This window comes from Micromonospora sp. LOL_023 (genome assembly GCF_048060115.1).
GTDB lineage: Bacteria > Actinomycetota > Actinomycetes > Mycobacteriales > Micromonosporaceae > Micromonospora_E.
On sequence record NZ_JBHMIM010000074.1, the window covers coordinates 1 to 26362 of the forward strand.

Consider the following 26362-nt stretch of genomic DNA (forward strand, 5'->3'; position numbering starts at 1 on the left):
CAGGTCAGAAGGCACCTGTCTTTCAAGATCCACTATGTGGACCCGCCCATAATGAAGGGCTGAGGCTAGTCGGCTCCTATCGCGTATGGGTTCGCGGATCGCGCCCCCTGCACTACGATCTTTCGTCGTACAGAGCCGCTGGCACAGGGGACAAATGTCGCTACCGACCGATCAATCCGCTCGGTCGCGACAGCCTTCGGCTTCGGCTATGGCGTCGTCGATATCAACGCAGACGAGTCGCCGGTAGGTGCGGTCGCTAAACGATGACACGACCGGGAGGCCCCACTGTTGCTGGTTTCCGCCGCAGCCCACGTGGGCTTGGTAGGCGTCGGCGAACCGCTGCCGGAAGGTGTAGCGCACTACTGCCGTGCTCCCCGAATCGCTACGCTGGGCGAACCCTGAACCGCCTGAGCGCGATTCGATCCAAACCCCGACGACGGGGTTGCCGGAGGTGCAGAACACGTCGATGGTCAGGATGCGCTCCGCTGATGTGGGTAGAGTGGCAGCGAGGACGATCCAGGCCGCCGGAAGCACGAACAGGGCGGCGCGAGAAATCCATGCTTCCACCCGACTAGAAACGCCGTCGGGTGTGGTCACGGGTAGACCTCCCGGACTGTGTCGTCGAGGAAGAACTCCCAGTTCCGGCTTGCGTAGCTGACGAGCTGCGCGGTCGGCGGCCCTGCGTCGGAGCAGCCAGGATCAAAGGCCACTAACTTGCTGCGCATCTCCTCCACACTGCGACGCACGGTGCCGCTAGTGACGCCAACGGCACGCCCAATCCGCGCATGATCGTGCAAGCCGAGCGCCATGGCTCTCCATATCGCCCGCCGTGATCCTGAGGAGAAGAATGTCTCCCGCAGCGTTGGGGCGGACTTCGGCGGTAGATGCATTCGCAGGATCGGATCAATGTGTTCCCGACCCGCTACCACATCCTGCACTGCGGTGGCTAGCTTGCCTCTCACGTCTTTTGGACACATACTACGGCAGCCAAGTTCCTCGTGAGCAAATATCATGTGCAGCCGCCGGTTAGGCTCGCCCGAGCTCCAGAGCACGGCCGGGATACCGGCTGCGCTGGCCGCTCTCAGTGGCGCCAGCCCGCTGACATGCAGTCGAGTGTCGGTCAGTCGCACCCGACCGTCGCGCCGTCGCCGCTCGAAATCGTCGGATTGCGCCAAAAAGAGCATATCGATTACGGCAGCATCGAAGGACTCCGACCGCAGGCGGTCCAGGGCCGCGACCGGATCGAAAACAACGACCGGTTCACACGGCGTCACCTGGGTAAGCTCGCTGTCAGCCATGGCTCCCGCTATCCCCATGTCCTCTACCACCAGAATTCGCATGGCGTCACCTCTGTGGCTGAAGTGGAAGTGTGAGTCGTACGGCCGCGCCACCGCCGGGCGGCACCGGAAGCAGCTGTAGGTCGCCGCCTCGCTCGATTAGCCTCCCGCGCAGGCGTTGCAGACTGCTACCCGGTGCGTCGAATCGACTGCGGTCAAGGCCTGGGCCGCGGTCGCGTACGTCAAGGGTCATGGTTGAACCCACCATCCTGAAATCTACCTCCACCGACCCGTCGCCGTGAACGACGACGTTCTTAAGCAGGTCTGCTAGCCCTTGGTCCAGCAGAATTGCGTGCTCGCGGGGGATCGTCAGCCCGCCGATGGCCGGTCCGGATAACAGCCGCAATTGACTACCGTGCGCCCGAATCGCATTCTTGAAGATGTCGACCGCCCCGACGTGCTGGTCCTGCAGTAGCAGCTGCCTACGCCGGATGGCAATGACCATCTGCAGCTGTTGCGCCACGGCAGCGGGATCATCTCCGGCCTCGATTCGCTTGGCGGCTGTCTCGACGTGAGTGTGTAGGTCGCTCAGAGTCGCGGTGTAGCTGGCGGATAGAGCCTCGGTCTCCACTTGTACGGCGATCCGGCATAACCAGGCCATTCCCTTGCCGACCATAAACCAAACCAGGCCCCATCCGGCGTAGAGCGCGACGCTGCGCACGTGCGCAGCGGTCAACTGCCACCGGTGCATCAGCCCGAGAATCAGCAAAGGATGTATCACGACGGCTGCGATTAGGCCCGCCTCGATTAACCTGCGCTGCCAAACTTTCCGAAACCCGCCCCAGGGATAGAACGCGAACATCGCCAGTGGGATCAGTACGTAGTTCCCCATCGGCACGCCAACGCCAGTGGCGGCGAAGTCGCCCGGCGCAAGCAGGTGTGCGAGCGAGATCTGCACAACGAAAATTAGCGCGAGCCATGCCATCGCCCAGGTACGGCCGCGGGTCAGAGGACCTCGGTGCCGTAGCACGATGCCAGCCAGCACTAGGTGCAGGACGCCCAGCGCCAGCACCACTGGCACAGCGAAGGGTCTGTACCGGTCGTTGATCGCGCTGGCGATGAGGTTCGTCGCCTGCAGCAACAGCGCTACCGCCTCAAACGGTCGGATCAGCTTGGAAGTAGTGGCCGCAGGCAGTTCGACGCTCGGCGACGACCGCCCGGAGCCCTCCACCGTGGCGTCGCTCACACCGACCTCGCTCCCAGCCCAGATGTGGCCCAGTAAGTCGCCCGGCTATCTGCGGATACGGCGATGATTGTAACCGGAGAGCGGCGACTTAATCACAACGCGCGGTCGGAATTCCGACGAACTCGAGCCGGTGGGCCTATACTCGTACGACAGCCGCCATTTGGACTGTGACCAGGTAGGACGTGTCGGCAGGAGCGTGCAACGCGGACGCAGCGGCCTGTCGATCATGCTTTTGAGAGAACAACAAGATCGAACGCGGCTGCTGCTGCCAGGACAGCGGCCGTACACGGTGCCAATACATGCCGCTGACCACCCCGAGGCGGTACCGCACCGTGATCACGATCGTTGCCGCGGACCTACTGCTGCGATCAGGTTGTGGATGTGGCGGTACCGATGAAAGTCACCCCTGGCTTACGCGCCGAACGCCGCCAACTCGACTACCGATGCGGATCGAGTCACGAGAGCGTGGTCGTGGTGATGTCGGGGTGGGGTGGGGCGACGCGACCGACTCTTGCGGGAGATCGACATGGAGATGGTGCCGTGCCGCCCGAGCGCAGCATGTCGGCGGGCTGCGTTGGGCACCTCGGGCTCAGATCCGTTCGGGTCCAGCAGGTCCCATACGGCGGCGCCTCGTGCACGCGGGGGACTATGTCGGGACAGAGGAGCACCCACGGAGCACCCCTGATCCTTTGTGGATGTGACTTGGTCGAACCAGGCCGCGTTTCCGCAGGTCAGCGCGACAACCAGGAGGGCTCGATCCGCCAGAGGCGGCTTATGCTGCAAACTTTTAATCCGCGGGTTCTGGGTTCGAGTCCCAGGCGGCCCACCGACCGCACCATTGTGCGAACCGGTGGTTGTTCCTCGTGAGTGCCCTCGCCCGGGTTGGGCGGGGGCATCGTCGTGTCTGTGGGGATCTTGAACACGGGTATGACTCCCTGGTCGGTGAGTTGGACTTCGGCGATGAGGGTCTCGATGGCGGCTTTGCGTTCGGTGTCGCTGCCGCTGGTCATGATCGTGCTGAGGTAGTCGCGGATCGTGGCGATGGTTCCGGGCGCTGGTGGGGCGGGTTGGGCGGCGAGATCTGCGTCGAGTTCGGCGTGCCGGGCGTGGAGTTGGGCCAGTCGTTGGCGGAGTTCGCGGATGCGGGGTCCGGCGGTGGCGTCGTCCATGGTGCCGTTCTCGAACGCGGTGTGATACCTGGAGATGCTTGATTCGGTGGTGGCGATCTGGTTGGCGAGGGCGATGAGTTCAGCGCTGCGGTCGTCGGTGGTGCTGCGGCGTTGGGTGTGGGCGCGTTCGATCATGGCGACGAGGACGGGTTCGGCGGTGGTGTAGAAGTCGTACAGCGCCTGCAGGACGGCGTTGTCGAGCTCGTCGGCGGGTAGGCGGGGTGCTGTGCAGGTGGCGTGTTTGCCGTAGCGGACGCGGGTGAAGCAGGCGTAGTAGCGGTAGCGGCGGGTCCGTCCGTTGGCGGACGTGCCGATGTAGCGATGTCCGCAGCGGGGGCATGTGAGCAGGCCGGTGAGGTAGTAGTCCGAGTCGGACATGGCCCGCTGGGTTTGGGCGTCGCCGCGGGCTGCGGCGATGTCCTGGGCGCGTTGGAAGGTGTCGCGGTCGATAAGGGGGTCGTGGGCGTCGGGGACGTAGACGTCGCGGTAGGCGATGTCCCCGACGTAGGCGGGGTTGTCCAGGATTCGGTTGATGGTGTGTCCGGACCATTTCTTGCCGGTCCGGTTGGGGACGCCGCGGGAGTTCAGCTCGGTGGCGATGGCGCGGGTGCCGACGCGGTCGCGGGTGTAGAGGCGGAAGATGTCGCGGAGGACGGGTGCCTCGTCGGGGTGTGGGACGAGTCGGTGGTCGGGGTTGACGAGGTAGCCGTAGGGGCGGGTGCCGCCGGCCCATTTGCCTTTGCTGGCTTTCGCGGTCATGCCACTTTTCACTCGGTCGATGATGATGTTGCGTTCGAATTCGGCGAATACGGCGAGGAGTTGGAGCATCATGCGGCCGAATGGTCCACCAGTGTCGATGGGCTCGGTCGCGGAGGAGAAGCGGACGTTTGATGCTTCGAGGATGGTGACGAGGTCGAGGAGGTCGGTGACGCTGCGGCTGAATCGGTCGAGTCGGTAGACGAGTAGGACGTCGTAGAGGCCGGCTTTGGCGGCGTGGAGTGCTTTTTTGAGTCCGGGGCGTTCGGTGGTGGCACCGGAGGCGTCGTCTTCGTATTCGGCGACGATGGTCCAGCCGGGCTGGGAGGCGACGTATTTTTCGAGGGCGGCGCGTTGGGCGTCGAGGGAGAAGGGTTGGTGTTCGTCGTCGGTGGAGCGGCGGATGTAGATGCTGACGCGGCTTGGTCCGGTGGGCCGCTGGGGTGGGTCGGTGTGGTGGGCGCGTCGGCCGCGTCGCTTGGGTGGGGCGAGGGGTGGGGCTGTCATGCGGTGGAGTCCTTCGAGGTTGAGGGTGTGCCCGGTGGCGGCCGGGGGTGGCCGGGGGTGGCCGTCACCGGGAGGGGTCGGGCTACGGGAAGAGGTCGGGGTGGTCGTCGATGAAGTGGTTGAGTAGGACGGCGAGTGCTTCGACGGCGTTGTCGAGGTCGGTGGCGGTCATGGGTACAGTGTCGATCCGCGCGACCCGCAGGGGAATGCTGGATTCCTTTCCCTTGGTGCGGATTGTTTTCGCACCGCCGTTGTTGGTGGCGGTACCGGGATGCGGTTCGTCAGGATAGCTCCGGACGTTGTTTTGGTGGTGGGGCGCGTGGGCCACGGTCCTCCGAAAAGCGTGTGACGCTGCTGGGGTCGGAGTCCTTCGTTCATACGTTTTCCTTTCCTGCGCGGATTTGTGCGGTAGAGCCGGTTGATGGCGGCTTGCCAATTTCTGATGTTCTGGGTCGCGGACGGTACCTCCGCGATTTGTCAACGGGAGGGTTTGGATCTGTCAGCGGCTCACGGGCAACTCACGGCGGTATGCTGTGAGCCGCTGACAGATCCTGGAGCTTGCTGTCACCGCGATAGCGGAGGTACGGTCCGCGACTTCCCGCCGTCAGGACCTGGTGCTCCCGCCGTGGTCGGGCTGCGGCTGGGCCGTCGGTGCGTGGCCCGCGGTCCCGCGCCCGTGCACCCGGGTACAGGCGGCGTGTCCGGTCTGTGGTTGGCGGCGCGTGCGGTTCAGGCCGGCTGTCCCGAGTCGCCGTCGGGTAGTGCGAGGTCGGCCAGGCGCAGCGGCGGCACAGCTGCGTGGTGCAGCTGCCACACCGGCTCCGCTGGGTTCATGCCGGTGGTTTCGCGGTGCACGGCGGTGGCTACCGGGTAGCGGACCCCGGCGGTGGTGAGTTCCTGATGCAGGTGCCGCTCGCGTAGCGACGACGGCAGCCAGAACAGCACCGGCCAGAACCGTCCGGTGACGTTGGCGAGGTCGTGGTAGCCGTGGATCTTGTCGACGAGACGGGACAGGGGCCGTTCGGTGCCGAGGTCGTACTCGAGGAAGAAGGGGACCCGCTGGCCGTCTTCGACCCAGATGCCGTGCCCGTCGGGCCGTGACCTGGGGGTGTAGGCGAAGGCGGAGACGTCATCGCCGGGCTCGGCGAAGGCGCCGGTCCGCTGGCAGCGGGCCGCCGGCCACCACCGCAGCAGTGCGGTGCCGGGGTGGGTGCGGGCGTGTCCGGCGAGGTCGGTGAAGAAGCCGTTCACGCCGAGCAGGTGGGGCAGGTTCGCCCGGCGGGTGAGATGCCAGCGGCGTTTACGGGCGCGGTCCTTGCGGGGCAGTTCCTCGCCGCGTTGCGCGGCGACGACTTCCACACCGAGTTGGGCCAGGACGTAGTGGTAGGGGAAGGAACCGCCGTCGGGTCTCTGCGGCCGGAACCGGTCCACCACCCCCAACTGCTGGGTGAGGGCGCGGAGGCGTTCCTGGGCGTAGTCGACCGACGGGAACAGGGCGTGGGCGATCTGGAAGGAGGTGAGGACCCCGTGGTCGGCGAGCCAGCCGAGCAGGATCAGGTCACGGGTGGTGAGTTGGGACTGGACCCGCAGCACCGGATCAGCCATCCCTCACCACCTTCCCCGGGGGGAGAGACCCGTGGGGAGGGTCAGTCGCAGCGTTCGAGTGAGTCTGGACAGCGGCGCTGACCTGCGGTGTGAGACGACGGTGGGGGTCCGTTGGGGGGTCCGGGTGAAACGGGACGTGAAGCAGGACGCCCGGCGGGACCGGCAACGGGAGGTCAAGCCGGGATCTGTCAGCGCGGGACGTTGAGGATGCGGCAGCCGCCAGCGGCGGCGAGAGTGGATGCGTGGACAGGGTGTACTCCAAGGTGAGAAGGGGGGTTCGTCTGCGGCATGGACGGGACAGCGTGGTGCGCGTCGTGACGGTGGGCAGGCGTATCCGCGCCGGGTGACGCCCGGCCGGGCGAATCTCGACATGCGGAGGTCAGGTGTCACTGTGGAGGTGTCAACGAACAAGCCCACCGCGCACGGGGCAGACCGGAACTCGGGCAGCAGAAGTCGCGGCAACCTGACAGGCAGGTTGCCGTCGATACAAAAGAACAGGGGTGGCGGCGGAGCGGGGCACAGCCTGAGCGGTGCCGACAGTCCTCACGGCAGTGTCAGGGCCGTGCGGTGCGCGTCGGCCAGGCTCGCCACGACAGTCGCGAACAGCTTGCCGTGGGCGGACGGCTAACTCGCCGGCGTGAAGTCCTTCATCAGCGGTCCTCCCGTCACTCTGCGCCCTTGACCGTGGCCCACGCGGGCCACGAACGACGACAGGCGCCACCACACGAGGTGCCGCCCGCGACATGACACGGCCGAAACAACCGGCCGCGCAGGGAACGCCCATCCAGTACGCCCCGGCAACCCACCCCAGGTCAATCAATTTGAGATAACAATCAAGTAACACGACTTGACTGCAATCCGCCTTTGTGTATCTGAGTCCTGCTGCGTGCGCGTGAGTCCGGCTGCGTCCACACAAAGACGGGTGTCGCTCCTTGCGGATCAGGTTAAAGGCGTCGAAAGTCGAGACCGTGCAGAGATGGGATCCGCTGAAGGAGCATCAACTGGTGTTGCTGCGGAGGATCGGCGCCGGGGACGACCTCAGCAGCCCTGACGGAGTCGACCAGCGCCACTCGGCGCGGGCATTGCAGACCCGTCGCCTCGTCGACATCAGCCGCCGAGGCGGAGTGTGGCGAGCTCAGATCACCGATGCCGGCCGCTTCTATCTCGACAACGGCATCCACCCTGACCACCCCGACCGCCTTCTGATCGGCACGACGGTACCCCGCCAGCGCGAACGGACCACCGTCACCGCCAAGCAAGGCGAATCGGCCCCGGCCCGGCCACGAGACGGTGACGCCGCGACGACGGCCGGCTCGACGCGGTCCCCAGCCGCCACGACGGTCAAACAGGCCCGACAACTCGTCGAACGCCTGCAAGCCGAGGGCGGAACCGTACTAGTCGAGAGTCCCGATCCCGACGAGCGCGCCCTATATCGGCGGATCATCCACGCGGCCAAGCAGCACAACCTCGTACCCGCTGGATTCCACCTCAAGCACACTGGCCGCGCCGCCGGGGATTTGATCATCCGCCTGTCCAACGACGAAGCCCCAGACGAGACGGACTGGAACCGGATTCGGCTCAACACCCGCCGCGTCACCACCGATCCTGACCTTGTGTTCGCCGCGTTGGACAAGAACCCGGCCGGGCTGGAGGTCACGACGGCATCCGTCCCCAGGGCGCTGAACCTGATCCGTGGCCTCGCCGCCGAGGCCCGCCGACGAGGCCACCGGGTCGGGGTGAACACCAAGACCAAGAACCCCTCCGTCTACCTACAGATCGACAAGACCCGTCGAAGGGTCAGGCTGATTGAGGAGTACGACGAAGTCCCGCACGTCCCTACCGACGAGGAGGCCCGGAAGCTGCGGCGGAACCGGTGGCTGGTGCTTCCCAAGACCGACAAGATCGCCTCCGGCCGTCTGCGGATGGAGATCGCCCGCGCCGGCTGGAACATGAAAGACACCTGGACCGACGACAAACGCACCAAACTGGAGAAACGCCTCCCTCGGATCATCCGCGATGTCGAGGCCGGCATCGTCGCCGATGAGGAAGCGAAGCTGGCCGCCAAGCGAGCCCACGATGAATACGTCGCCGAGCAGGAAAGGAAGCGGGCTGAGGAGCGCCGCCGCTGGCAGGCGGCCCTCGACGAGGCCCGCCCTCAGGCCGCCGAACTTCTCCGTGGGAAGGAGTTCCGGCGGGCCTACGACTCCTGGGTCTCCGCCAGCGAGATCCGCGCCTTCTGTGACGCCCTCGAACGAGCCGCGCTCGACGAACCGGCCGGCTCGGAGAACCGCACCCGATGGATTACGTGGGCACGAGCCGCAGCCGATCGCCTCGACCCCACCTCTGGCGACCAGGCCCTCGCCAGCATCGATTTCGACATCGAGCCCGAGCCCGACGACTTACGGCCCTTCATCGGTGACTGGAACCCACACCAGCCTTACCGCGATTACCGCTCACAACGCGACCGGCAGGTCGCCGGCAACGCCCGGCTTCAAGCCGACACCTGGCACCACGGCATGCGCGGCAAGGCCGCGTGGTGGCGCAAGTAGCCGAAGGGTCGACTGGGCGCGCGGCGGTCCGCTGAACCGAGCAGGGCATCGCTGTGGCTCGGGGCGCGGCCAGCCGGATATCGGTGAAGGTATGCGGAGGTAGTTCGGTAGCCTGCTATCCGTGGCCAGTTCCGATATCCGTGTGCGCTTCGCGCCTTCCCCGACGGGCATGTTCCACGTCGGTAATGCCCGGTCTGTCCTGTTCAACTGGGTGCTGGCCCGACAGTCGGGCGGGACGATGGTGCTGCGGATCGAGGACACGGACGCGGCGCGGAACCGTCCGGAGTGGGTCCAGGGCATCCTGGACGCGATGGAGTGGCTCGGTATCGGTCCGAGTGAGTACGAGGGCCCGCTGTTCCAGTCCGACTATGCCCAGCACCACCGCGAGGCCATCGACCGACTTCTCGCCGCCGGGCGCGCGTACTACTGCGACTGCGCCCGGGATCAGGTCATCGCCCGGACGGGCAGCGAGCACAAGGGTTACGACGGCTTCTGCGGGGACCGTGGTCTGCCTGCTGGGGAGGGTCGCGCGTTGCGGTTCCGTACGCCGGACGACGGCTCGACCGTGATCGTCGACCTGGTGCGCGGCAAGCCGACCTTCGACAACGCGCTGATCGAGGACTTCGTGATCGCCCGGGGCGACGGGTCGCCGGTGTTCCTGCTGGCGAACGTGGTCGATGACATGGTCATGGGCGTCACCCATGTGATCCGGGCTGAGGAGCACCTGCCGAACGCGCCGAAGCAGCAGCTGTTGTGGGAGGCGTTGGGTGCTGAGCCTCCGGTGTGGGTGCATGCGCCGATCCTGGTCAACGAGAAGCGGCAGAAGCTGTCCAAGCGTCGGGACCGGGTGGCCCTGGAGGACTTCCGTGCCGAGGGCTATCTCGCCGAGGCGATGCGCAACTATCTGATGTTGCTCGGCTGGGCGCCGTCGGGTGATCGGGAGATCCTGCCGTGGGATGACATCGTGGCGGAGTTCCGGTTGGAGGACGTCAACCCGTCTCCGGCGTTCTTTGACGTGAAGAAGCTCCGCGCCTTCAACGGGGATTACATCCGGGCGTTCTCGGTGGAGGCGTTCATCGAGGCGTGCCAGCCGTGGTTGCGCGGCGATACCGTGCCGTGGCGGCCGGAGGCGTACGACGCCACCGCGTTCGCCGCTGTCGCCGAGTTGGCGCAGACCCGGATCGCGCTGCTGTCGGAGATCGTGCCGATGGTCGACTTCCTGTTCCTCGATGAGCCGGTCGCCGACGAGGCGGCGTGGGCGAAGGCGATGAAGGCCGATGCCCCGGCGCTGCTGGCCGCGGTGGTCGAGGCGTACGGGACGTGCGAGTGGCGGGCCGAGGTGGTCAAGTCGACGCTGGAGACGATCGGCACCCAGCGAGGACTCAAGCTAGGTAAGGCGCAGGCGCCGGTCCGGGTCGCGGTGACCGGCCGCACCGTCGGGTTGCCGTTGTTCGAGTCGATCGAGATCCTCGGACGTGAGCGAACCTTGGCTCGCCTGCGAGCCGCACTCGACCGCCTGAGCTGAACCCTTTTCTGTGACCGGCGGATCGACCCCGCCGGTCACCTCTGGTCGTCGATCGATCCGCTCCCCGAGTCTTTCCCGGATGACCTGTCTCCCTGCCGCCAGGCGGGTCGGAGCATGATTGGCGTACCTGATGAGTATTGAGAAACTGCTGGCCGACCGGCTGGCGCAGGCGTTTGCGGCGGTGGCCGGCGGTCCGGTCGATCCGGTCGTGCGGCGGTCGCAGCACGCCGACTTCCAGTCCGACGCCGCCCTGCCCCTGGCGCGTCGGCTCGGCCGCCCACCACGGGACATCGCCATCGAGGTGGTCGGCCGGGCGGAGTTGGCGGACCTCTGCAGCGCCGTCGAGGTGTCCGGTCCGGGGTTCATCAACCTGACGGTCGCCGACCCGGCCCTCGGCTCGCTGCTGTCGACGATGGCCGCCGACACCCGGCTCGGCGTCGCACCCAGCGCCACCCCGCAGACAGTGATCGTCGACTACTCGGCGCCGAACGTGGCCAAGGAAATGCACGTGGGGCATCTGCGGTCGACGGTGATCGGTGACGCCGCCGTACGGCTGCTGGAATGGCTCGGGCACCGGGTGATCAAGGCCAACCACCTGGGCGACTGGGGCACACCGTTCGGGATGCTCATCGAGCACCTGCTCGACCTGGGCGAATCGGAGGCCGCCCACGAACTGTCCGTCGGTGACCTGGACTCGTTCTACAAGGCGGCCAGGGTCAAGTTCGACGCCGACGACGCGTTCAAGCAACGGGCCCGGCTGCGGGTGGTCGCTCTGCAGAGCGGTGACGAGCAGACCCTGCGGCTGTGGCGGATGCTCGTGGCCGAGTCGGAGAAGTACTTCCTCACCGTCTACGACCAGCTCGGCGTCCTGCTCACTGACAAGGACTTCTACGGCGAGAGCTACTACAACGACATGCTCGCCCCGGTGACCGACGAACTGGACCGGCTCGGGCTGTTACGCGACAGCGGCGACGCCGCCTGCGTCTTCCCGGACGGCTTCACCGGCCGCGACGGGCAGCCGTTGCCGATCATCGTGCGTAAACGCGACGGCGGATACGGCTACGGCGCCACCGACCTCGCGGCGATCCGCCACCGGACCCGCGACCTCGGCGCGACCCGGCTGCTCTACGTCGTGGGCCTACCGCAACGGCAACACTTCGAGATGGTGTACGCGGTCGCCCGGCAGGCTGGCTGGCTGCACCCGCCCACCCAGGCGGAACACATCGGCTTCGGCTCGATCCTCGGCTCGGACGGCAAAATGCTGCGCAGCCGCGCCGGTGGCTCAATCAAACTCGTCGGCCTGCTCGACGAGGCGGTGACCCGGGCCGCCGAGCTGGCCCGGCAGAAGAACCCCGACCTGCCCGACGCGGCTATCGCCGAGGTCGCCCGCGCGGTCGGGATCGGTGCCATCAAGTACGCCGACCTGTCCACCGACCGGATCAAGGACTACGTCTTCGACTGGCAACGGATGCTGTCCCTTGACGGCAACACCGCCCCGTACCTGCAGTACGCCCACGCCCGGATCCGGTCCATCTTCCGCCGCGCCGGAATCGAGCAACCCACCGGTACGCCGATCTTGGTCTCGCATCCGGCCGAACACGCCCTCGCCCTCGAACTGGCCAACTTCGGTGCTGTCGTCACCGGCGTCGAACAGACCCTGGAGTTCCACCGGCTCGCCGGCTACCTGCACACCCTCGCCACCACCTTTAGCGGCTTCTACGAACACTGCCCGGTCCTACGCGCCGAAGACGAAGTACGCGACAGCCGGCTCGCCCTGTGCGACCTGACCGCCCGAGTCCTGCGCCAGGGTCTGCACCTACTGGGCATCGCCACCCCGGACCGCATGTAGCAGCGATCGCGTCTCCTACGCCGCCCGGGGGCTCGGGAGGCAGGTGGTCGGCTGCGTGTCGAATGGCGGTGCGAGGTTGCCGAAATTGGTGCCGAGAACCTCGTCGCTGATTCGGAAGACCTCGGGTGCCAGGGGCCCGACCCGGCCACCGCCCGGCAGCCGGGCGGTGGCAAGGGTCGCGGTCAGCAGCCAACCGCGCGGGGACGGGGTGACAACGAGAGCCCCATCGGCTCCGCTCGGATCGGAAACCAGCCGGTCGCCATCCCAGCGGACCGACGCCTCCTGAGTGGCCCTCTCGTCGGCCCTTGTTGCGGCGCCGAAGATCGTGCAGGTGGCGCCGGCGGCGAAGATCTCCGCCACCAACTGTTCGACGACGCTGGTGCCAGGCTCGATCCCGTCCCTCGCGAGGAGGTTGACCGCGTGCAGCAGGACTCGACGTGCGGAGGGCGCCGCTTCCATAGCGGAGGTAAGCCGGGCGTTGAGGTCGGTGGGGAGGAAGCCGCTGGCGGTGAGGATGCCATCGACGGAGAAGCCGCCCCGGTAGCCGAGACGTTCGCGTAGACCGGCCCCGATCCGTTCGGTCTGGGCGACGAGGTCGGCGGTGTCCCCGAGGGTGGGAACAGCACCAGCGCACAGGAAGCTCCCCTGCCCAGTTCGGGGAAGTGTCACGAGCTCCATGGGCGGGAACGGGATGACCCTGGTGGCGAGGGTCATCCCGTGCAGGCGGACGGGGACGCCTTCGAGCAGCGGCATCAGCCGGACTCGCCAGGCTCCGGGCTTGGCGGTGGGGATGGTTGTCGGTGGCGGACCGTCGCGCCACCACCAGATACCGTCGCCGCCGGCCGACGGGCCGGCGCCGATGGGCTGGCAGGAGCAGACGACTCCGGTGCCTTGGTCGACGATCGCCCCCAGCGTGGCGAGGTCAGCGGTGCCGTCGCTGATGACCGACGGTGCTCGGGGGAAGCCGGCAACATCCCAGAGCGTGTCGACGACGGTCTTGTCTTCGAAGAGTCGCCACGCGGGATGTCTGACGCCGATCCGTCTACGGACGCCGGCATGCGGCGGATCGAGCGGGTCGGGCAGGACGAGCGTTGCGGCGTTGTCGGGGTCGAAGGCGTCTGCCGGCCCGGCGAGCCAGCCGGAGCCGTCGAGCCCGCCGATGGCGTGGTGCTGCCAGGCGAGGTGGCTGGATGCGCCGGGCAGTGCGTGGCGGCGGGTCTCGGGTGGCCCGTCGTCCAGGGCGAGGGCGAGGCACCGGGCTGGGCCGAGCAGATCCTGCCAGGCTGCCGCGTCGTCGGCGCGTCCGCAGACAACGATGACCTTGCCGTCGGGTAGTAGCTGGTTGATCGGTAGTCCGGGCCTGGTCATCGGCGTCGCCGCCAAGGTCGGTCTGTTCGGTGCAGGATCAGGTTCGCTGGTGTCTCGTGGACCAGCTCGTAGGTGTCGGAGCCGAGATGGCGGTGGATGGTGCGGCGGTGCCGCTCGGGGTGGTCGTCGTCGAACTCGACGATGACGATGGCTGGCCGGTGGCGGGTGTGGTCGAAGGAGTCCCAGACGTCGAGTTCGGTGCCTTCGACGTCGATGCTGAGCAGGTCGATCTGGTCGATGCACCACTGGCCGAGAAGGTCTTCCAGGGTGCGGCACGCGACGAGGATCTCTTGGTAGTCCGTACCGCGCCGCTGCAGACCTGACCAGGATGGTTTGTGGGCGTACAGGCCGAATGGCCAGAGGCCGGGGGTGGCGGATACGGCGCACGTGTCCACGGCGCAGCAGCGGCATCGGAGCTGTGGGTGGTTGCGGGGGTCGGCGTCCACGCAGAGTCCGCGCCAGCCGCGGTTTTCGAAGTAGAGGCTGTTGCTGCCGCGTACGCCGTCGCCAGCGCCGATGTCGACGAAGACGCCGTGCGTCGGGAGATGGTAGTGCTCGGCGAGCCAGCGGTCCTCGCCCCATTGGGAGTGGTACGGCGCGGGTTGGGTGTAGGGCAGCATGTCGTCACCCCCGCCACCGCTGGATCAGGTCCCGCTCGCGGGCGTGGTCGAGCCAGCGCTGTGACCAGCCGCGCCGTAACGCCTGCCAGCCGAGGGCGTCGGTGATGCTGTCGGGAAGGGGCCGGAGGATGAGGCCGGCGTCGGTGGCGCGGCTGTTGTTGACCGACATGAGCGCCAGTTCGGGGCTGCTGGCGGGTAGCCATAGTGGGATTTCGGTCCATGGCTGTAGGCGGTGGGTAAGGGCGAAGTCCTCGCCCACCCGGCAGGGGGTGACGGCGCGGCCGGCGCGGGTCAGGACCGTGTCCACCAGGGTCCGGGCGTCGGTTCGGGCACCGGCGACGTTGACGACGCCGGTGAGTTTATGGTCGACGGCGTCGCGCAGAAAGTGGGCGACGTCAGTGGCGTCGATGAGTTGGATGGCCTGTCGGTCATCCATCGGGACCAGGACGTCGCCGCCGCGCAGGGCGCGTTCCAGCCAGTAGGCGAGGCGATCGCTGTCGTCGTACCGGCCGATGACCAGGCCGAGGCGGGCGATCAGCAAGGGTCCGTTGATCCGGTCGAGGCGACGCCGGACGTATCGCTCACAGCGCAGTTTGCGGGTCGCGGATGCACGTACCGGGTGGGAGGCGTCAGCTGGGATCGTGGCTGCCCGTTCGGTCAGACCGTGTCGACTGGGCGCTCTGCGATACACCCCGCAGGTGGAGAGCAAGGTGTATTGACCGACGTCGCCGAGCAGGGGCAGCACGGGGCTCAGATCGTCGACGTCGCGGGCGCTGGTGTCGATGACCGCGTCCCACAACTCGTCGAGGACGGCGGCGGCTTCGACGGTTGGCGCGCGTCGGTCGGTCAGGACGTGGCGGGCGATGCCGGCGAAGGGTGACGGGGAGCGGCCCCGGTAGAGCACGGTGACGTCGTCTCCGCGTCGGAGGCATTCCTCCACGATGTGCCGGCCGACGAATCGAGTGCCGCCGAGCACGAGGATCTTCATCGCGGCTCCTCGTTGGCCGGGTTGGCGGGGCTGTAGCCGAGCACGAGCAGTCGACGTGGGCGGCCGGAGGTGTTGGGTCCGCTGGCGTGGACCAGGGCGGCATCCCAGACCAACACCGAGCCGGGTTCGGCGACCAGGGTCAGGGCTGCCTCGTCGGGTGCGGCGGTGTCGGGTACGACGGGTCCCTGGTTGGCGGTCGGGATCATCGTGATGGTGTGGCGGTGGCTGCCAGGCCAGACCCGCAGCGCACCGGCTGTTTCGGTGCAGGGGTCGAGGCAGACGGCTACGGTGAGCACTCGCGGGTAGCCGCGTGTCGCGTAGTAGGCGGCGTCGGTGTGCTTGCGGACCTCTTCACCGAGTACCGGAAGCGTCGCCCATCCGGCGGTGATGTCGACGGTCTGCTTGTACATGAGCTTGTTGTCCATCAGCTTCGGTGGCGCGCCGAGCAGGTCGGCGACGACACCACGCAACGCGAGGCTGTCCGCCATCGCCGTGGCGGCTGGGGACAGGTCGACCACCGGTTTGACCTTGAGGACGTACGGCACACCGCTGGCGAGACGCCACCAGGTGACGCGCGGGTCGAGCGTCCTGCTGGCGACCATCCGGGCAAGCCGGTCCCGCAGGAGCGTGTCGGCCTCGACGCGGAGCTTCTGGATAGTGGCGGGCGGGACCAGGTCCGGCAGGACGAGGTATCCGTGGGAGGCGAACCGGTCGATCTGCTGTGCGGAGACCGCCGGCGCGATCGGAGAGGCCATCAGGCACCACCTTTCGTGGCGATCGGGACGAGGAAGTCGCGGCTGGGTTTGGTCCAGTGCGGTGGGGTCTGCTCTGCCGGCATGGTGTGCGGGTAGGCGGTCCATTTCGCGAAGTGTCGGTCGAGGACCGCACGGCGGGCCGGGCCGATCGAGGTGCCGCTGTGGAAGAAGCTGAACCGGCCGCCTGGCCGGAGGCAGCGCATCGCGACGTGGGCGACGAACTCGGCGAAGTCGGAGTCGGCGTGGCCGTCGGGCGGCCAGGTGTCGTACATGATCGCGTCGAAGGCGTCGGCGGGCAGCGTCACCAGCTGCCACGGGTCGACGAGCACCCGCACCGGCACGTCGAAGGCGTCGACCACCCGGGTGCGCGCCATCAGCGCGACCTCTGGGTGAGGTTCGATCGCTGTGAACGAACCGACCTCACGCTCCAAAAGCTGGGTGGCGAACACGCCGAGGCCGAGCCCGACCTCCAACACGTTGGGACGGGTGAAACCCTCGGTGAGGCGGGTGACGTGCTCGCGCATCAGGTTGGCCTCGGCGAAGAACATCACATACTGCGAGCCGATGCGTAGGCCTTCCGCGTCGATCACCGCAGACTGGGCGCGGAGAGCGGCGAGGTGCATCATGTGCACATCGGACAGTTTTTTCGTGGTCATAGCGGGACTCCGTTGCGGAACCGGGCCAGCGGCTCGGCGGCGAGGAACCGTGTGGCGAAGGTGGCGGCCCCGGCGACGGCACGGCGCACCGCCTCTTCGATCTCGGCCACGGTCGCGGCGTCGACCTCGCGGTCCACTGAAACCAGGACGTGTGCCGGATCGTCGAGCTGGCCGCCGTTGCGGGCGGCGATGGTGACCTCGGCGTACACCGAGGTTTCGGCCAGCACCCGTTCGGCTGCCTCGGCCGCGAGCGCGGTGTAGATCTTGCCGGCGTGGTGAACCGGGTTCTTGCCGGCAGGCGCCTCGCCGCTCGCCGGACGCAGCGGCTCAATGGCTCCGCTGTACCGGTTGCCTCGCCCGACCGCACCGCAGTCGCCCTTGCCCAGCGACGTGCCGAACGGCGCCAGGTAGCCGCGGCCCGGCACATCCTTCGTGTTGAGATGCAGCGACAGGCCGGTCACGGTCCGGGACCGGGGATCCTGGTCGAGCAGAGACTTCAACTCGGCGGAGACGGTACTCTGCGCCTCGGCGAGCGCTGTGCGGTATGTCGTCCACGAGCCGACCAGTTCGGGATGGAACGGCACAGCGGCCGTGACCTCCAGCGCCGACCCGATCCGGACCACCATGACCTTCACATCGGTACCGGCGCCCGGCACGACCTGCCGGAATCCCACGCTGGTGAGCCGTCGTTCCAGCCGTATCGCAAGGTCGGCTGCGAGTCCACGGCGGCCGGCGCCGACGCAGACGACGGTGTCGTTGGCGACGGACTCGGTCGCGAGCACGGCGTTGATGTCCAATGCCTCGCCAGGGCGGTAGAACCTCGGGTCGTGGTCAACGGCGGTGCCGCGCGTGTTGTTGATGTGCAGGCGTATGTGTTCGAGGATGCGGTAGTCGCCAAGTGCGGTCGGGAGGATGTCGAGGACGACTGCCCGGAAGATGTCCTCAATGGGCACCTGCGTGTCACCGACCTGATCGGTGATCTTGCCGAAGAGGTAGCAGTCGGCTGGCTTGAGGATGTCGAAGCCGCCGAAGCGGACGTCGGCTGCGGCACCGACAAGGTTGACCTTGTCGACCCAGTGGTTGGGGATGGCGCCGAACTCGCGCAGGCACCAGGATGAGTAGCGCTGAGAAAAGGCGTCGGCGACCAGGTCGGCGAGGCTGTCCGGGTGGCCGACGCCCTTGCGTTCGGCGACGTCGAACGGTTGGTCGTCCGGATCGACGCAGGCGTGACGAATCGAGATCTGCATGGGGAACGCCCTTCGTGGTCAGCGGTCGTCCGAGTCGACGCCCAACTCAGGGCGGACCGGAGGATCGACGAGGTAGGACAGGCACTGCGACAGGACCAGCACCCGCTTGGCGGGGCACGGCTCGTTGACGTCGGCAGGCCGGAAGGTGCCGTCGTAGAGATTCCCGTAGCCGGTAGGCACGGAAGCGCATCGGCGTACATCACCGGTGACGGTGACCTTGAACGAGGTGACACCGGCGGTGCACGCCTGGCCTCGGAATGAGAGCATGCCGTCGAGGTAGGGCCGGTTGAAGACGTACTCGCCGGAGTTGGCCAGCACCAACGCCTTCTGCTCGTCGGTGTAGCCCTCCGGATAGCGGACGCCCTCGTGTACGCCCTTGAACACCTTGGCTCGGATGTGGTCCACGCCCAGCTCACGCAACCGATCCAGATCGGCGGCGAACCGACCGAGCAGCGGCGGATACAGCACGTACAAGGCGGTCACGTCGAACCCGCCGCGCCGCAAAATCAGGTAGTTACGGGCGTAGGCGTCGAGTTCCAGCCCGCGCAGCTCGCGTTCGGGCTGGTGAATCGCGGCGACGATCTTCGCCACCCGGCCGGCCGGGACGCGGTCGGCGAATTCCGCGATGTCGTCGGAGGCGAGGTTGGTGTTGATGCTGATGAAGTGGTTGCCGGCCAACCCTCGGCACAGTTCGACGAACCCGGGGAACATGAACGGCTCCCCACCGGACATGTGCACCAGGCAGACCTTGCCCAGCTCGTCGAAGCGACGGACCACCAGGTCCGGGGTCGGTTCGTCGAGGTGCTTGCGGTTGAGCACGAAACGGATCTGCGGGTGGCAGTACTCGCAGAAGAAGTTGCAGCGGTTCGTCAGGTGCCAGTCGAACTCCCAGTCCCATGGAGGTTTGGTCTGGGTCATCGCCGAAGTGCGCATCAGGTCCTCCGCTCGCCCGTCGAGGTGTTTACCCGCCGGCGCAGCCCTTCTCTGCGGTACGCCGGCGGGGACGCATCCAGCAGACCGCGAACCGGCACCGCCCAGGCAGGGGATGAAAGCGTCAAGAGCGTCAACTTGCATTGGCCACAGCGGACACATGATCTGGCGGCTTCGCGGTACCGTCGGTTGACCCCTGCGGAGGAGCCGATGGGATCGCCACCCGACCGCACCAACCAAACCCTCGCCGCGCACATGGCCGAAGCCGGTCTCACCCCGCGCACTCTCGCTCGGGAGATCAACCGGCTGTTCGGACCCGGCACACTCGCCGAAACCGCGCCCTACCACTGGCGCGACGCCGGCGGCATCCCACGCCCGCCGCTACCGGCACTGACCGCCTACGTCATCTCCCGCCGCCTCGGCCGCATCGTGACCGCAGGGGACCTTTGGCACGGGCAGCCCGCCGCCACAGATGGCACGCTGGTGATGGCGGCCAGCACCGGCATGAACGGACCGTGGAACCTCGCGAGCACCATGCTGGTCGCAGAGGACTGGCTGTTGGGAGGACTCGTGGACAGGAGGATGTTCCTCGCGGTCTCCGGGGCCGCCCTTGCCCAGGCAGTGAACATCTACCTCGACGCACACCTCCCGGCCGGCGGGACCACACTCCCGACCGCGACACCGGACGATCCACTCGTCGAACAGATCGAAGCCAGCGTGCCGCGCCTGCAACTACTCGACGACGAACGCGGCGGCGCGGCCGGCCTCGGCTACGTCGGCGCCCAGGTCCGCGCGGTCCTGCTCGTACTCCGCGACGGTGGCCACACCGACGCCACGAGCCGCCGGCTCCTGGTCGCCCTCGCCGACCTCGCCCAACTCGCCGGCTGGAAGGCGCTCGACGCCGGACAGCAAGGGCTCGCCCAGCGGTACTACTTCACCGGCCTGCGCGCCGCGCACGACGCCGGATACCGATCCATGGAAGCGCACATCCTCGCCGACCTGGCATTCCAAGCCGCCTCACTCGGCGACCCCGACGACGGCCTACGCCTCGGCAATGCCGCCCGCCGGATCTCCGACCGATCCGCCGCGAGCGTCCAGGCGTCCGTGCTGTCGCGCCTCGCGTACGCCCACGCCGCCGCCGGACGTGTCGACCAGTGCGAACGCACCTGGGCAGAGTCCCACGACCAGCTCGCGAAACGGCATCCCGACCGCGACCCGGAGTGGATGTACTACCTCACCCCGAACCACCTCGACTGCCAGGCCGGCTACGCGATGATCCTCGCCGGACGACAAGTAGTAGCCTGCGGCAGAGGAACCGACGGGCGAGCACTGCTCCGCAAAGGCGAAGCGCTCCTACGCACCGGCGCCTACGCCCGCCGACCAGACGTCCCCTACCAACGACGCGCCCTCTACGAAGGAGCGTGGCTCGCCCTCGGCTACACCGCCCACGGCAAACTCGACGACGCCTGCGCAGTAACCCGGATGGCCCTACCCCGGCTCGAACAGGTCCGCTCACCCCGCAGCACCGCACTGCTCACCACACTCGCGCAGGAACTCCGCCGACGGAAGCGGAACCACAGCGTCGCCGACCTGCTCCCCGACCTTGAGAACGCGCTCGCGCGCCAACCCGCCTGACACTACGGTCAAACGATGGCCCGCACCGATCTCGACGCCCTAGTCATCGGTGCCGGCGTCTCCGGCCTCACCACCGCCATCTGCCTCGCCGAAGCCGGACTACGGGTCAAGATCTGGGCAGCCGAGCCACCCGAGCAGACCACCTCGTACGCCGCCGGAGCGATGTGGGGCCCCTACCTCGTCGAACCCGTCGACCGGGTCCGCGTCTGGAGCGCCCAGACACTGGAGGTTTTGAAGCAGCTCGCGACCGACCCGGCGACCGGGGTACGGCTCGTCTCCGGCATCGAGGCGTCCCGCAAGCCCGTCGAACCGCCGGAGTGGGGCAACCAGCTCGACGGGTTCCGGATGTGCAAGCCGAGCGAGCTACCGGACGGCTTCGCCACCGGCTGGCGATACACCGCGCCGTTGGTCGACATGCCGGTCTACCTCGGCTACCTGCGACAGCGGCTGGAGGCAGCGGGAGGGGAGATCGCCCTCCGCCGGATCGGCTCCTTCGACGAGGCCGTTCAGGTCGCTCCGCTGATCGTCAATTGCACCGGGATGGGCGCCCGTGACCTCGTGCCCGACCCAGAACTCACTTCGATCCGAGGCCAACTCGTCGTCGTCGAGAATCCCGGCATCACCGAGTTTTTCTCTGAAGACACCGCGCTCTCACCGGATCTGCTGCACTTCTACCCGCAGGGCGAGACCCTGATCCTCGGCGGCACCGCTCAACCTGGCGACTGGAGCCGAGAACCAGATCCGGACATCGCCGCCGCGATCATCGCCCGCTGCGCCGATGTCGAACCACGCCTCCGCAACGCCCAGGTCATCGAGCACCGGGTCGGCCTACGCCCCACCCGGGCCTACGTCCGCGTCGAAGAGCAGCAGCTCAACGGGAGCCGGGTGATCCACAACTACGGCCACGGCGGAGCCGGCCTCACCCTCTCCTGGGGCTGTGCCTTCAAGATCGCACGTCAAATCTGATTGGTCTGATACGAGGCTTGCTTCTGGGAGCCCACCCGTTGGCAACGGTATCCGTCTGGCGGATGACCAGGTCGACGGCGGCATACCCGTGGCCCGGCGGGTAGCCGGAGCGGGCCGGCAATCGGCGGCGGATGTGGATGTGGATGTGTAAGCAGCTTGGCGCGTACCCGAACTACGACGAGGGACGCCGAAACCCCCGCGCACCGTCGGGAGATCGATACCCAGGTCGCCTAAGCCGTGAACGCCGTCGCCGTCCGGCCGGCGTGAAGCGGAACCAGAACGGGTGACTTGACTCGACCAGGATCAAAAATTCTGCTTTGTCTGCTTTACGTGTTCATTCATAGATGCTGCTGCGCACCCTGTCACGTGTACGCTGTAGTTATCTACAGCACATCCGCTTGGAGGACTGAGCTTTGGCGCTGTCGTACAAGTACATGGCGGTGGGGAACGGGTTGCGAACGGATCACCCGATTCCGGATCTGCCGTTCGTTGACGACTCCCACCTGCCGCTGGACGACCCGGACGCGATCGAAGCGATCGGCCGCAAGCCCGGCGTCAACGGAACCTGGGGCCGTACAGATCCATGCAAGGACGGCGGCTGGGTCGCCTTCACGACCGACGTCCTGCGACCGGATCTGGGCTGGGTGGTGCGCTGGCACCCCGAGCACGGCCGGTCGGTGGTGCTCTATCGCGACGAGGACGTGGTAAGCGCCTACATGTCCTACGAGGACGAGGCACTGCTGTTCCGCGCCGGCGGCTACTGGTGGGACGGCACAACGTGGTACCGGCCGTCGCAGGTGTTCGACCGGGCTCGGGAGATCTACATCAACCGGCCGGTCCCGGCCGCGTTGACGATCAGTGCCGCCGACCTGCCACAGGGCGACCCCGGGAAGGGCGCAGTGTGGGCGATCACTGATCTCGACCCCGACACGGTGACGCCCGTGGCCTCGCGCCGCTGGCGTGACGACCTTGCGCTATGGGCGCTGCGGCACGGGTCAGGGCGGCACTTGGCAGGCTGCGTCGTGCACCTCACCGCTCCGGAACTCGCGGCGGACCAGCTCCTAGGCGTGGCCGAGCTGGCCGAGATCGCCGGGATCGGCGCCAGCACCCTGCGCGCCTACCAGACCCGAGGCGAGAGCGACGTGCCGCTGGCGCAGGCCACCGTCGGTGGGCGCAGCATGTGGTCCCGACCGGTCGCCGAGGACTGGGCCGAAACCCGCCGCCGCTCCCGCGACGGCGTCGCCCGCACCATGGCCGACCGCGATCACGAGAACCTGTCAGTCGGTGTGGCCCGGCTGTGGGACTACTTCACCAACGCCTTTGTCATCGACCTGTGGGACCGAGACAGAAACCGCAAGAGGTTCGCGCTGCGCTGGCGTACCAAGGCTGCGGTGCGCGACGTCGCTCACGACGTCGCCTGGACCGCTGCCGCCAGCCTCGACCGGATCGTCCCACTCGGCGATCTCGGAGCGACGATCCGCGCCGCCGTGTTGTTCGAGCTCGCCGACTGGCAGCGCACGGTGCGCAACGAGAAGGTGAGTTACCCGATCAATCATGCGATCGCCCGGATGCTCGACTGGTTGATCCAGCACAAGCCCGGGCAGGCCCGGGCTGTCGTCGCGGAGATCGTCGGCGAGGCCGAGCGTGGCCTGGGTATTCCGCCCGAGGTCACCGGCTCCTCTCTGCGCCAGGCTCTCGCGCTGGACGGCAAACTGTCTGGCGAGAACGCCTACGCCGAGTTCCTGGACCTCGTCCTACCACCTGACAACTGACCGGCCGAGACGCGACGAACGGCAGCTCAACGCGCCGAGATGGGCGCGGTCCGACGGGCCTCGCACGGCAGCCCTAGGCTAGGGCGCGCGCTGGCTGATCGTGCGCGGATGGAGAGTAGGCACGTGCGGAAGTTGACCTTGCCGCAGTTGGAGCGGCACCTGTACTCGGCGGCGGACATCCTGCGCGGCAAGATGGACGCGTCCGAGTTCAAGGAGTACATCTTCGGGATGCTGTTCCTGAAGCGGGCGTCGGACATGTTCGACGCCGAGCGGGAACGCGTCCTGGAGCGCTTCAAGTCCCGCGGGGAGGCCGAGGCGGAGCACCGGGCCGAACAGCCCGAGTCGTACCGTGAGGCGTTCTTCGTCCCACGGAATGCGCGCTGGGATCACCTGCAACGGCTACACGACGGCGTTGGCGACCAGATCAATAAGGCGCTGGCCGCCCTTGAGGAGGCAAACCCGGCATCCCTTGAAGGGGTAGTCCAGCACATCGATTTCAACCGGCAGGTCGGTAACTCCCGCATTCCGGACAAGAAGCTCCGGGACTTGATCAAGCACTTCAGCCGGTACCGATTGCGTACCGAGGACTTCGAGTTTCCCGACCTTCTCGGCGCCGCCTACGAATATCTGATCAAGAAGTTCGCCGACTCGGCCGGCAAGAAGGGCGGCGAGTTCTATACCCCACGCGCCGTGGTCCGCATGATGGTCCAGCTGGTCAAGCCCGAAGAGGGCATGAGTGTCTACGACCCGTGCTCCGGCTCGGGCGGCATGCTCATCCACGCAAAGGAGTATGTGGAAGAGCACGGCGGCAATCCGCGCAACCTGGCCCTGGCCGGACAGGAGAACGCCGGCAGCGTCTGGTCGATCTCCAAGATGAACCTGCTGCTGCACGGCATCCCCGACGCGAAGATCGAAAACGACGACACGCTGTCCAACCCGCGCCACGCCCACGGCGGCCAGCTCGATCTGTTCGACCGGGTGCTGTCCAATCCGCCGTTCTCGCTGAATTATTCCAGCGACGGCATGCGCTACAGCAACCGTTTCCGCTGGGGCTGGGCGCCAGAGGGCGGCAAGAAGGCTGACCTGATGTTCGTGCAGCACATGGTGGCCGTGCTAAAGGGCAACGGTATCGCCGCCACGGTCATGCCGCACGGCGTGCTGTTCCGCGGCGGTGCCGAGCGGGACATCCGCACCAACCTGCTCAACGACGACATCATCGAGGTGGTCATCGGCCTAGCGCCGAACCTGTTCTATGGCACCGGCATCCCCGCGTGCGTGCTGGTGCTGCGCGCCCCAGGCTCCAGGCCGGCTGAGCGGGCGGGCAGGGTGCTGTTTATCAACGCCGATCACGAGTACGCCGCCGGCCGGGCACAGAACTACCTGCTACCCGAGCACATCGAAAAGATCGTGTACGCCTACGAGGCGTTCGAGGACATCCCCGGCTACGCCCGGGTCGTGACCCGCGAGGAGCTGCGGGAGAACGACGACAACCTCAGCATCCGCCGGTATGCCGATAACACCCCGCCGCCGGAACCGCACGACGTTCGCGCCCACCTGCACGGCGGCGTGCCCAAGGCCGAGGTCGCCGGCGAGGCGGACCTCTTTGCAGCGCACAGCTTCACCACTGAGGGTGTGTTCGTCGACCGAGACGACGCCTACCACGACTTCGCCCCCGGCGTCGACCGCGCCGCGCTCGCCGCGCTGGTCACCGACCATTCGGGGGTACGGGCTCGCGAAGCTGAACTGGCTGCCGCCCTGGATTCGTGGTGGGAGGAGTACCGCAAGCTGATCATCGAGCTGCCATCGACCAAGCGGCTGATGGCGGCGCGTACCGAGCTAATCGAGTCGTTCACGACCGGGCTGCTGCCGGTCGGGCTGCTTGACCGTTTCCAGATTGTCGCGGTCATCGTGCGCTGGTGGGACGCCAACCAGTACGACCTGCGCACGCTCGCGACGCACGGCTTCGGCGGAGTAGTCGACGGCTGGGTCACCACCATCGGCACCGCCCTGGAGGACGAGAAGTCCAAGGTGGACCCGTTGGAGCACCCGCTGGTGCCCAAACTCGTGCCCGAATACGTGGAGGAGCTGAACGCCGTCGAGGCGCAGCGCGCGGAGCTGGACGCCCAGATCAAGGCAGCGACCGCACCAGCCGACGACGAGGAGGAGTCGACGGACGAGGAGACGGAGGAGACAATCAGCCCGGCCGAGTTGAAGCAACTCAAGGCTGACCTGACCAAGGCGAGAAAGCGCCAGCGGGAGCTGAAGGCCCAGTTCATCGTGACTCTGGAGAAGGCGCGAGCGGACCTAATCGGCGAACAGGAGCAAGACGTCGTCATGCAGATTTGGTACGCAGACCTGACGTCACACCGCGACGGCTACGTCGCCGCCCACCGCCGCCAGGTCGTGGCCGCCTTGGAAAACTGGTGGGACAAGTACGCTGTTTCCCTGGCCGACCTCGAAGCCCAACGCGGCGCAGCCACCGCGCAACTTGCGAGCTATTTAAAGGACCTTGGCTATGCGAAGTGATGCGGCACAGTGGCGGGTTACCACACTGGGCAGAGTTCTTGGGCAAAGAGCCGAAAGGGGAGCGAAAGGCGATCCGCTGTTGTCTGTACTCGCAGAGTACGGAGTGGTTCCGCAAGCAGAAAGTGGACGCCGGGATATCTCTAACGACGACAAGTCGATGTACCGACGGGTCTATCCGGGAGACATCGTTTACAACACGATGCGTATGTGGCAAGGCGTTTCTGCCAGGTCGTCACTTTTTGGCATTGTAAGCCCTGCCTACACAGTCTGCGTCCCTAGCGACGATGTCGACAGCCAGTTCTTGGCCTCACTGCTGCAACTTCCTCAGTTGATAGCGGCATTCAAGGAGGGTCATTCAAAACCCGGTGCGGTGGTTCTGAAGACCTCCAGGGCGGTGACGGTGCGTAACACGTCGG

Annotated in this window: 20 protein-coding genes; 8 read left to right on the plus strand and 12 right to left on the minus strand. The window is 67.1% G+C overall.

Going from position 1 to position 26362, the window contains the following annotated elements; translation table 11 throughout:
• Positions 1-171: 171 nt before the first annotated feature.
• From ACFHVL_RS27620 to ACFHVL_RS27640, 5 genes are all read right to left on the minus strand, one after another.
• Positions 172-597, minus strand: a complete 426-nt coding sequence (locus tag ACFHVL_RS27620) for a hypothetical protein (protein ID WP_416631375.1) — start codon at positions 595-597, stop codon at positions 172-174.
• A complete protein-coding gene (locus tag ACFHVL_RS27625; RefSeq protein WP_416631376.1) occupies positions 594-1340 on the minus strand; it encodes a hypothetical protein in 747 nt (248 codons plus the stop codon). The genes ACFHVL_RS27620 and ACFHVL_RS27625 overlap by 4 nt, the downstream gene beginning before the upstream one ends.
• Positions 1341-1344: 4 nt before the next feature.
• The gene (locus tag ACFHVL_RS27630) at positions 1345-2523 is read right to left on the minus strand and encodes a hypothetical protein (RefSeq protein ID WP_416631377.1); all 1179 of its coding nucleotides are present in this window, start codon (positions 2521-2523) and stop codon (positions 1345-1347) included.
• Positions 2524-3254: 731 nt separating this feature from the next.
• Entirely contained in the window at positions 3255-4955 is a 1701-nt protein-coding gene (locus ACFHVL_RS27635; RefSeq protein ID WP_416631379.1) for a recombinase family protein, read from the minus strand.
• 729 nt (positions 4956-5684) lie between these two features.
• Positions 5685-6560, minus strand: coding sequence for a replication-relaxation family protein (locus ACFHVL_RS27640; RefSeq protein WP_416631380.1), 876 nt, complete (start codon positions 6558-6560; stop codon positions 5685-5687).
• A 968-nt stretch (positions 6561-7528) separates the two neighbouring features.
• On the opposite strand from ACFHVL_RS27640, the gene ACFHVL_RS27645 reads away from it, so the two are divergent.
• The 3 genes from ACFHVL_RS27645 (at position 7529) to argS (ending at position 12483) form a co-directional block, all read left to right on the plus strand.
• On the plus strand, positions 7529-9109 hold the full coding sequence (locus ACFHVL_RS27645; protein ID WP_416631381.1) for a hypothetical protein: 1581 nt from the start codon (positions 7529-7531) through the stop codon (positions 9107-9109).
• A gap of 169 nt (positions 9110-9278) precedes the next feature.
• The gene (gene gltX / locus ACFHVL_RS27650) at positions 9279-10634 is read left to right on the plus strand and encodes a glutamate--tRNA ligase (protein ID WP_416631398.1); all 1356 of its coding nucleotides are present in this window, start codon (positions 9279-9281) and stop codon (positions 10632-10634) included.
• A 130-nt stretch (positions 10635-10764) separates the two neighbouring features.
• Positions 10765-12483, plus strand: a complete 1719-nt coding sequence (argS, locus tag ACFHVL_RS27655) for an arginine--tRNA ligase (protein ID WP_416631382.1) — start codon at positions 10765-10767, stop codon at positions 12481-12483.
• A 15-nt stretch (positions 12484-12498) separates the two neighbouring features.
• On the opposite strand, the gene ACFHVL_RS27660 is transcribed toward argS, so the two are convergent.
• From ACFHVL_RS27660 to ACFHVL_RS27690, 7 genes are read right to left on the minus strand one after another with little or no spacing between them, the layout of a single operon-like run.
• Positions 12499-13851 (minus strand): hypothetical protein, encoded by a 1353-nt coding sequence (locus ACFHVL_RS27660; RefSeq protein ID WP_416631384.1) that lies wholly within the window; start codon positions 13849-13851, stop codon positions 12499-12501.
• Positions 13848-14471, minus strand: a complete 624-nt coding sequence (locus ACFHVL_RS27665; RefSeq protein ID WP_416631385.1) for an FkbM family methyltransferase — start codon at positions 14469-14471, stop codon at positions 13848-13850. The genes ACFHVL_RS27660 and ACFHVL_RS27665 overlap by 4 nt, the downstream gene beginning before the upstream one ends.
• 4 nt (positions 14472-14475) lie before the next feature.
• Positions 14476-15459, minus strand: coding sequence for an NAD-dependent epimerase/dehydratase family protein (locus ACFHVL_RS27670; RefSeq protein ID WP_416631386.1), 984 nt, complete (start codon positions 15457-15459; stop codon positions 14476-14478).
• Positions 15456-16214 (minus strand): phytanoyl-CoA dioxygenase family protein, encoded by a 759-nt coding sequence (locus ACFHVL_RS27675; protein ID WP_416631387.1) that lies wholly within the window; start codon positions 16212-16214, stop codon positions 15456-15458. Before ACFHVL_RS27675 ends, ACFHVL_RS27670 begins: the two co-directional genes overlap by 4 nt.
• Positions 16214-16870 carry a class I SAM-dependent methyltransferase gene (locus tag ACFHVL_RS27680; protein WP_416631388.1) on the minus strand — a complete coding sequence of 219 codons (657 nt, stop codon included), beginning with the start codon at positions 16868-16870 and terminating at the stop codon, positions 16214-16216. The genes ACFHVL_RS27675 and ACFHVL_RS27680 overlap by 1 nt, the downstream gene beginning before the upstream one ends.
• Positions 16867-18117, minus strand: coding sequence for a methionine adenosyltransferase (locus tag ACFHVL_RS27685; protein ID WP_416631389.1), 1251 nt, complete (start codon positions 18115-18117; stop codon positions 16867-16869). The genes ACFHVL_RS27680 and ACFHVL_RS27685 overlap by 4 nt, the downstream gene beginning before the upstream one ends.
• A gap of 18 nt (positions 18118-18135) precedes the next feature.
• Positions 18136-19035 (minus strand): radical SAM protein, encoded by a 900-nt coding sequence (locus tag ACFHVL_RS27690; protein ID WP_416631400.1) that lies wholly within the window; start codon positions 19033-19035, stop codon positions 18136-18138.
• A gap of 222 nt (positions 19036-19257) precedes the next feature.
• Between ACFHVL_RS27690 and ACFHVL_RS27695 the strand changes: the two genes are divergently transcribed.
• The 5 genes from ACFHVL_RS27695 to ACFHVL_RS27715 all read left to right on the plus strand — a co-directional run.
• Positions 19258-20682 (plus strand): carph-isopro domain-containing protein, encoded by a 1425-nt coding sequence (locus tag ACFHVL_RS27695; RefSeq protein ID WP_416631390.1) that lies wholly within the window; start codon positions 19258-19260, stop codon positions 20680-20682.
• A gap of 15 nt (positions 20683-20697) precedes the next feature.
• Positions 20698-21648 (plus strand): FAD-dependent oxidoreductase, encoded by a 951-nt coding sequence (locus ACFHVL_RS27700; protein ID WP_416631391.1) that lies wholly within the window; start codon positions 20698-20700, stop codon positions 21646-21648.
• Positions 21649-22061: 413 nt separating this feature from the next.
• Positions 22062-23420, plus strand: a complete 1359-nt coding sequence (locus ACFHVL_RS27705; protein ID WP_416631393.1) for a hypothetical protein — start codon at positions 22062-22064, stop codon at positions 23418-23420.
• A 123-nt stretch (positions 23421-23543) separates the two neighbouring features.
• Positions 23544-25946 carry an N-6 DNA methylase gene (locus tag ACFHVL_RS27710; protein WP_416631395.1) on the plus strand — a complete coding sequence of 801 codons (2403 nt, stop codon included), beginning with the start codon at positions 23544-23546 and terminating at the stop codon, positions 25944-25946.
• Positions 25947-26025: 79 nt separating this feature from the next.
• Positions 26026-26362 (plus strand): hypothetical protein (locus tag ACFHVL_RS27715; protein WP_416631396.1); only part of this gene is annotated, 337 nt, incomplete at its 3' end.

Bases quoted from the DNA above. Each gene is read 5' to 3' on its own strand.
- ACFHVL_RS27700 (WP_416631391.1), top strand. From the start codon at position 20,698: ATGGCCCGCACCGATCTCGACGCCCTAGTCATCGGTGCCGGCGTCTCC.
- ACFHVL_RS27665 (WP_416631385.1), bottom strand. From the start codon at position 14,471: ATGCTGCCCTACACCCAACCCGCGCCGTACCACTCCCAATGGGGCGAG.
- ACFHVL_RS27685 (WP_416631389.1), bottom strand. From the start codon at position 18,117: ATGCAGATCTCGATTCGTCACGCCTGCGTCGATCCGGACGACCAACCG.
- ACFHVL_RS27660 (WP_416631384.1), bottom strand. From the start codon at position 13,851: ATGACCAGGCCCGGACTACCGATCAACCAGCTACTACCCGACGGCAAG.
- gltX (WP_416631398.1), top strand. From the start codon at position 9,279: ATGTTCCACGTCGGTAATGCCCGGTCTGTCCTGTTCAACTGGGTGCTG.
- ACFHVL_RS27695 (WP_416631390.1), top strand. From the start codon at position 19,258: ATGGGATCGCCACCCGACCGCACCAACCAAACCCTCGCCGCGCACATG.
- ACFHVL_RS27670 (WP_416631386.1), bottom strand. From the start codon at position 15,459: ATGAAGATCCTCGTGCTCGGCGGCACTCGATTCGTCGGCCGGCACATC.
- argS (WP_416631382.1), top strand. From the start codon at position 10,765: ATGAGTATTGAGAAACTGCTGGCCGACCGGCTGGCGCAGGCGTTTGCG.
- ACFHVL_RS27635 (WP_416631379.1), bottom strand. From the start codon at position 4,955: ATGACAGCCCCACCCCTCGCCCCACCCAAGCGACGCGGCCGACGCGCC.
- ACFHVL_RS27675 (WP_416631387.1), bottom strand. From the start codon at position 16,214: ATGGCCTCTCCGATCGCGCCGGCGGTCTCCGCACAGCAGATCGACCGG.
- ACFHVL_RS27690 (WP_416631400.1), bottom strand. From the start codon at position 19,035: ATGACCCAGACCAAACCTCCATGGGACTGGGAGTTCGACTGGCACCTG.
- ACFHVL_RS27625 (WP_416631376.1), bottom strand. From the start codon at position 1,340: ATGCGAATTCTGGTGGTAGAGGACATGGGGATAGCGGGAGCCATGGCT.
- ACFHVL_RS27680 (WP_416631388.1), bottom strand. From the start codon at position 16,870: ATGACCACGAAAAAACTGTCCGATGTGCACATGATGCACCTCGCCGCT.
- ACFHVL_RS27640 (WP_416631380.1), bottom strand. From the start codon at position 6,560: ATGGCTGATCCGGTGCTGCGGGTCCAGTCCCAACTCACCACCCGTGAC.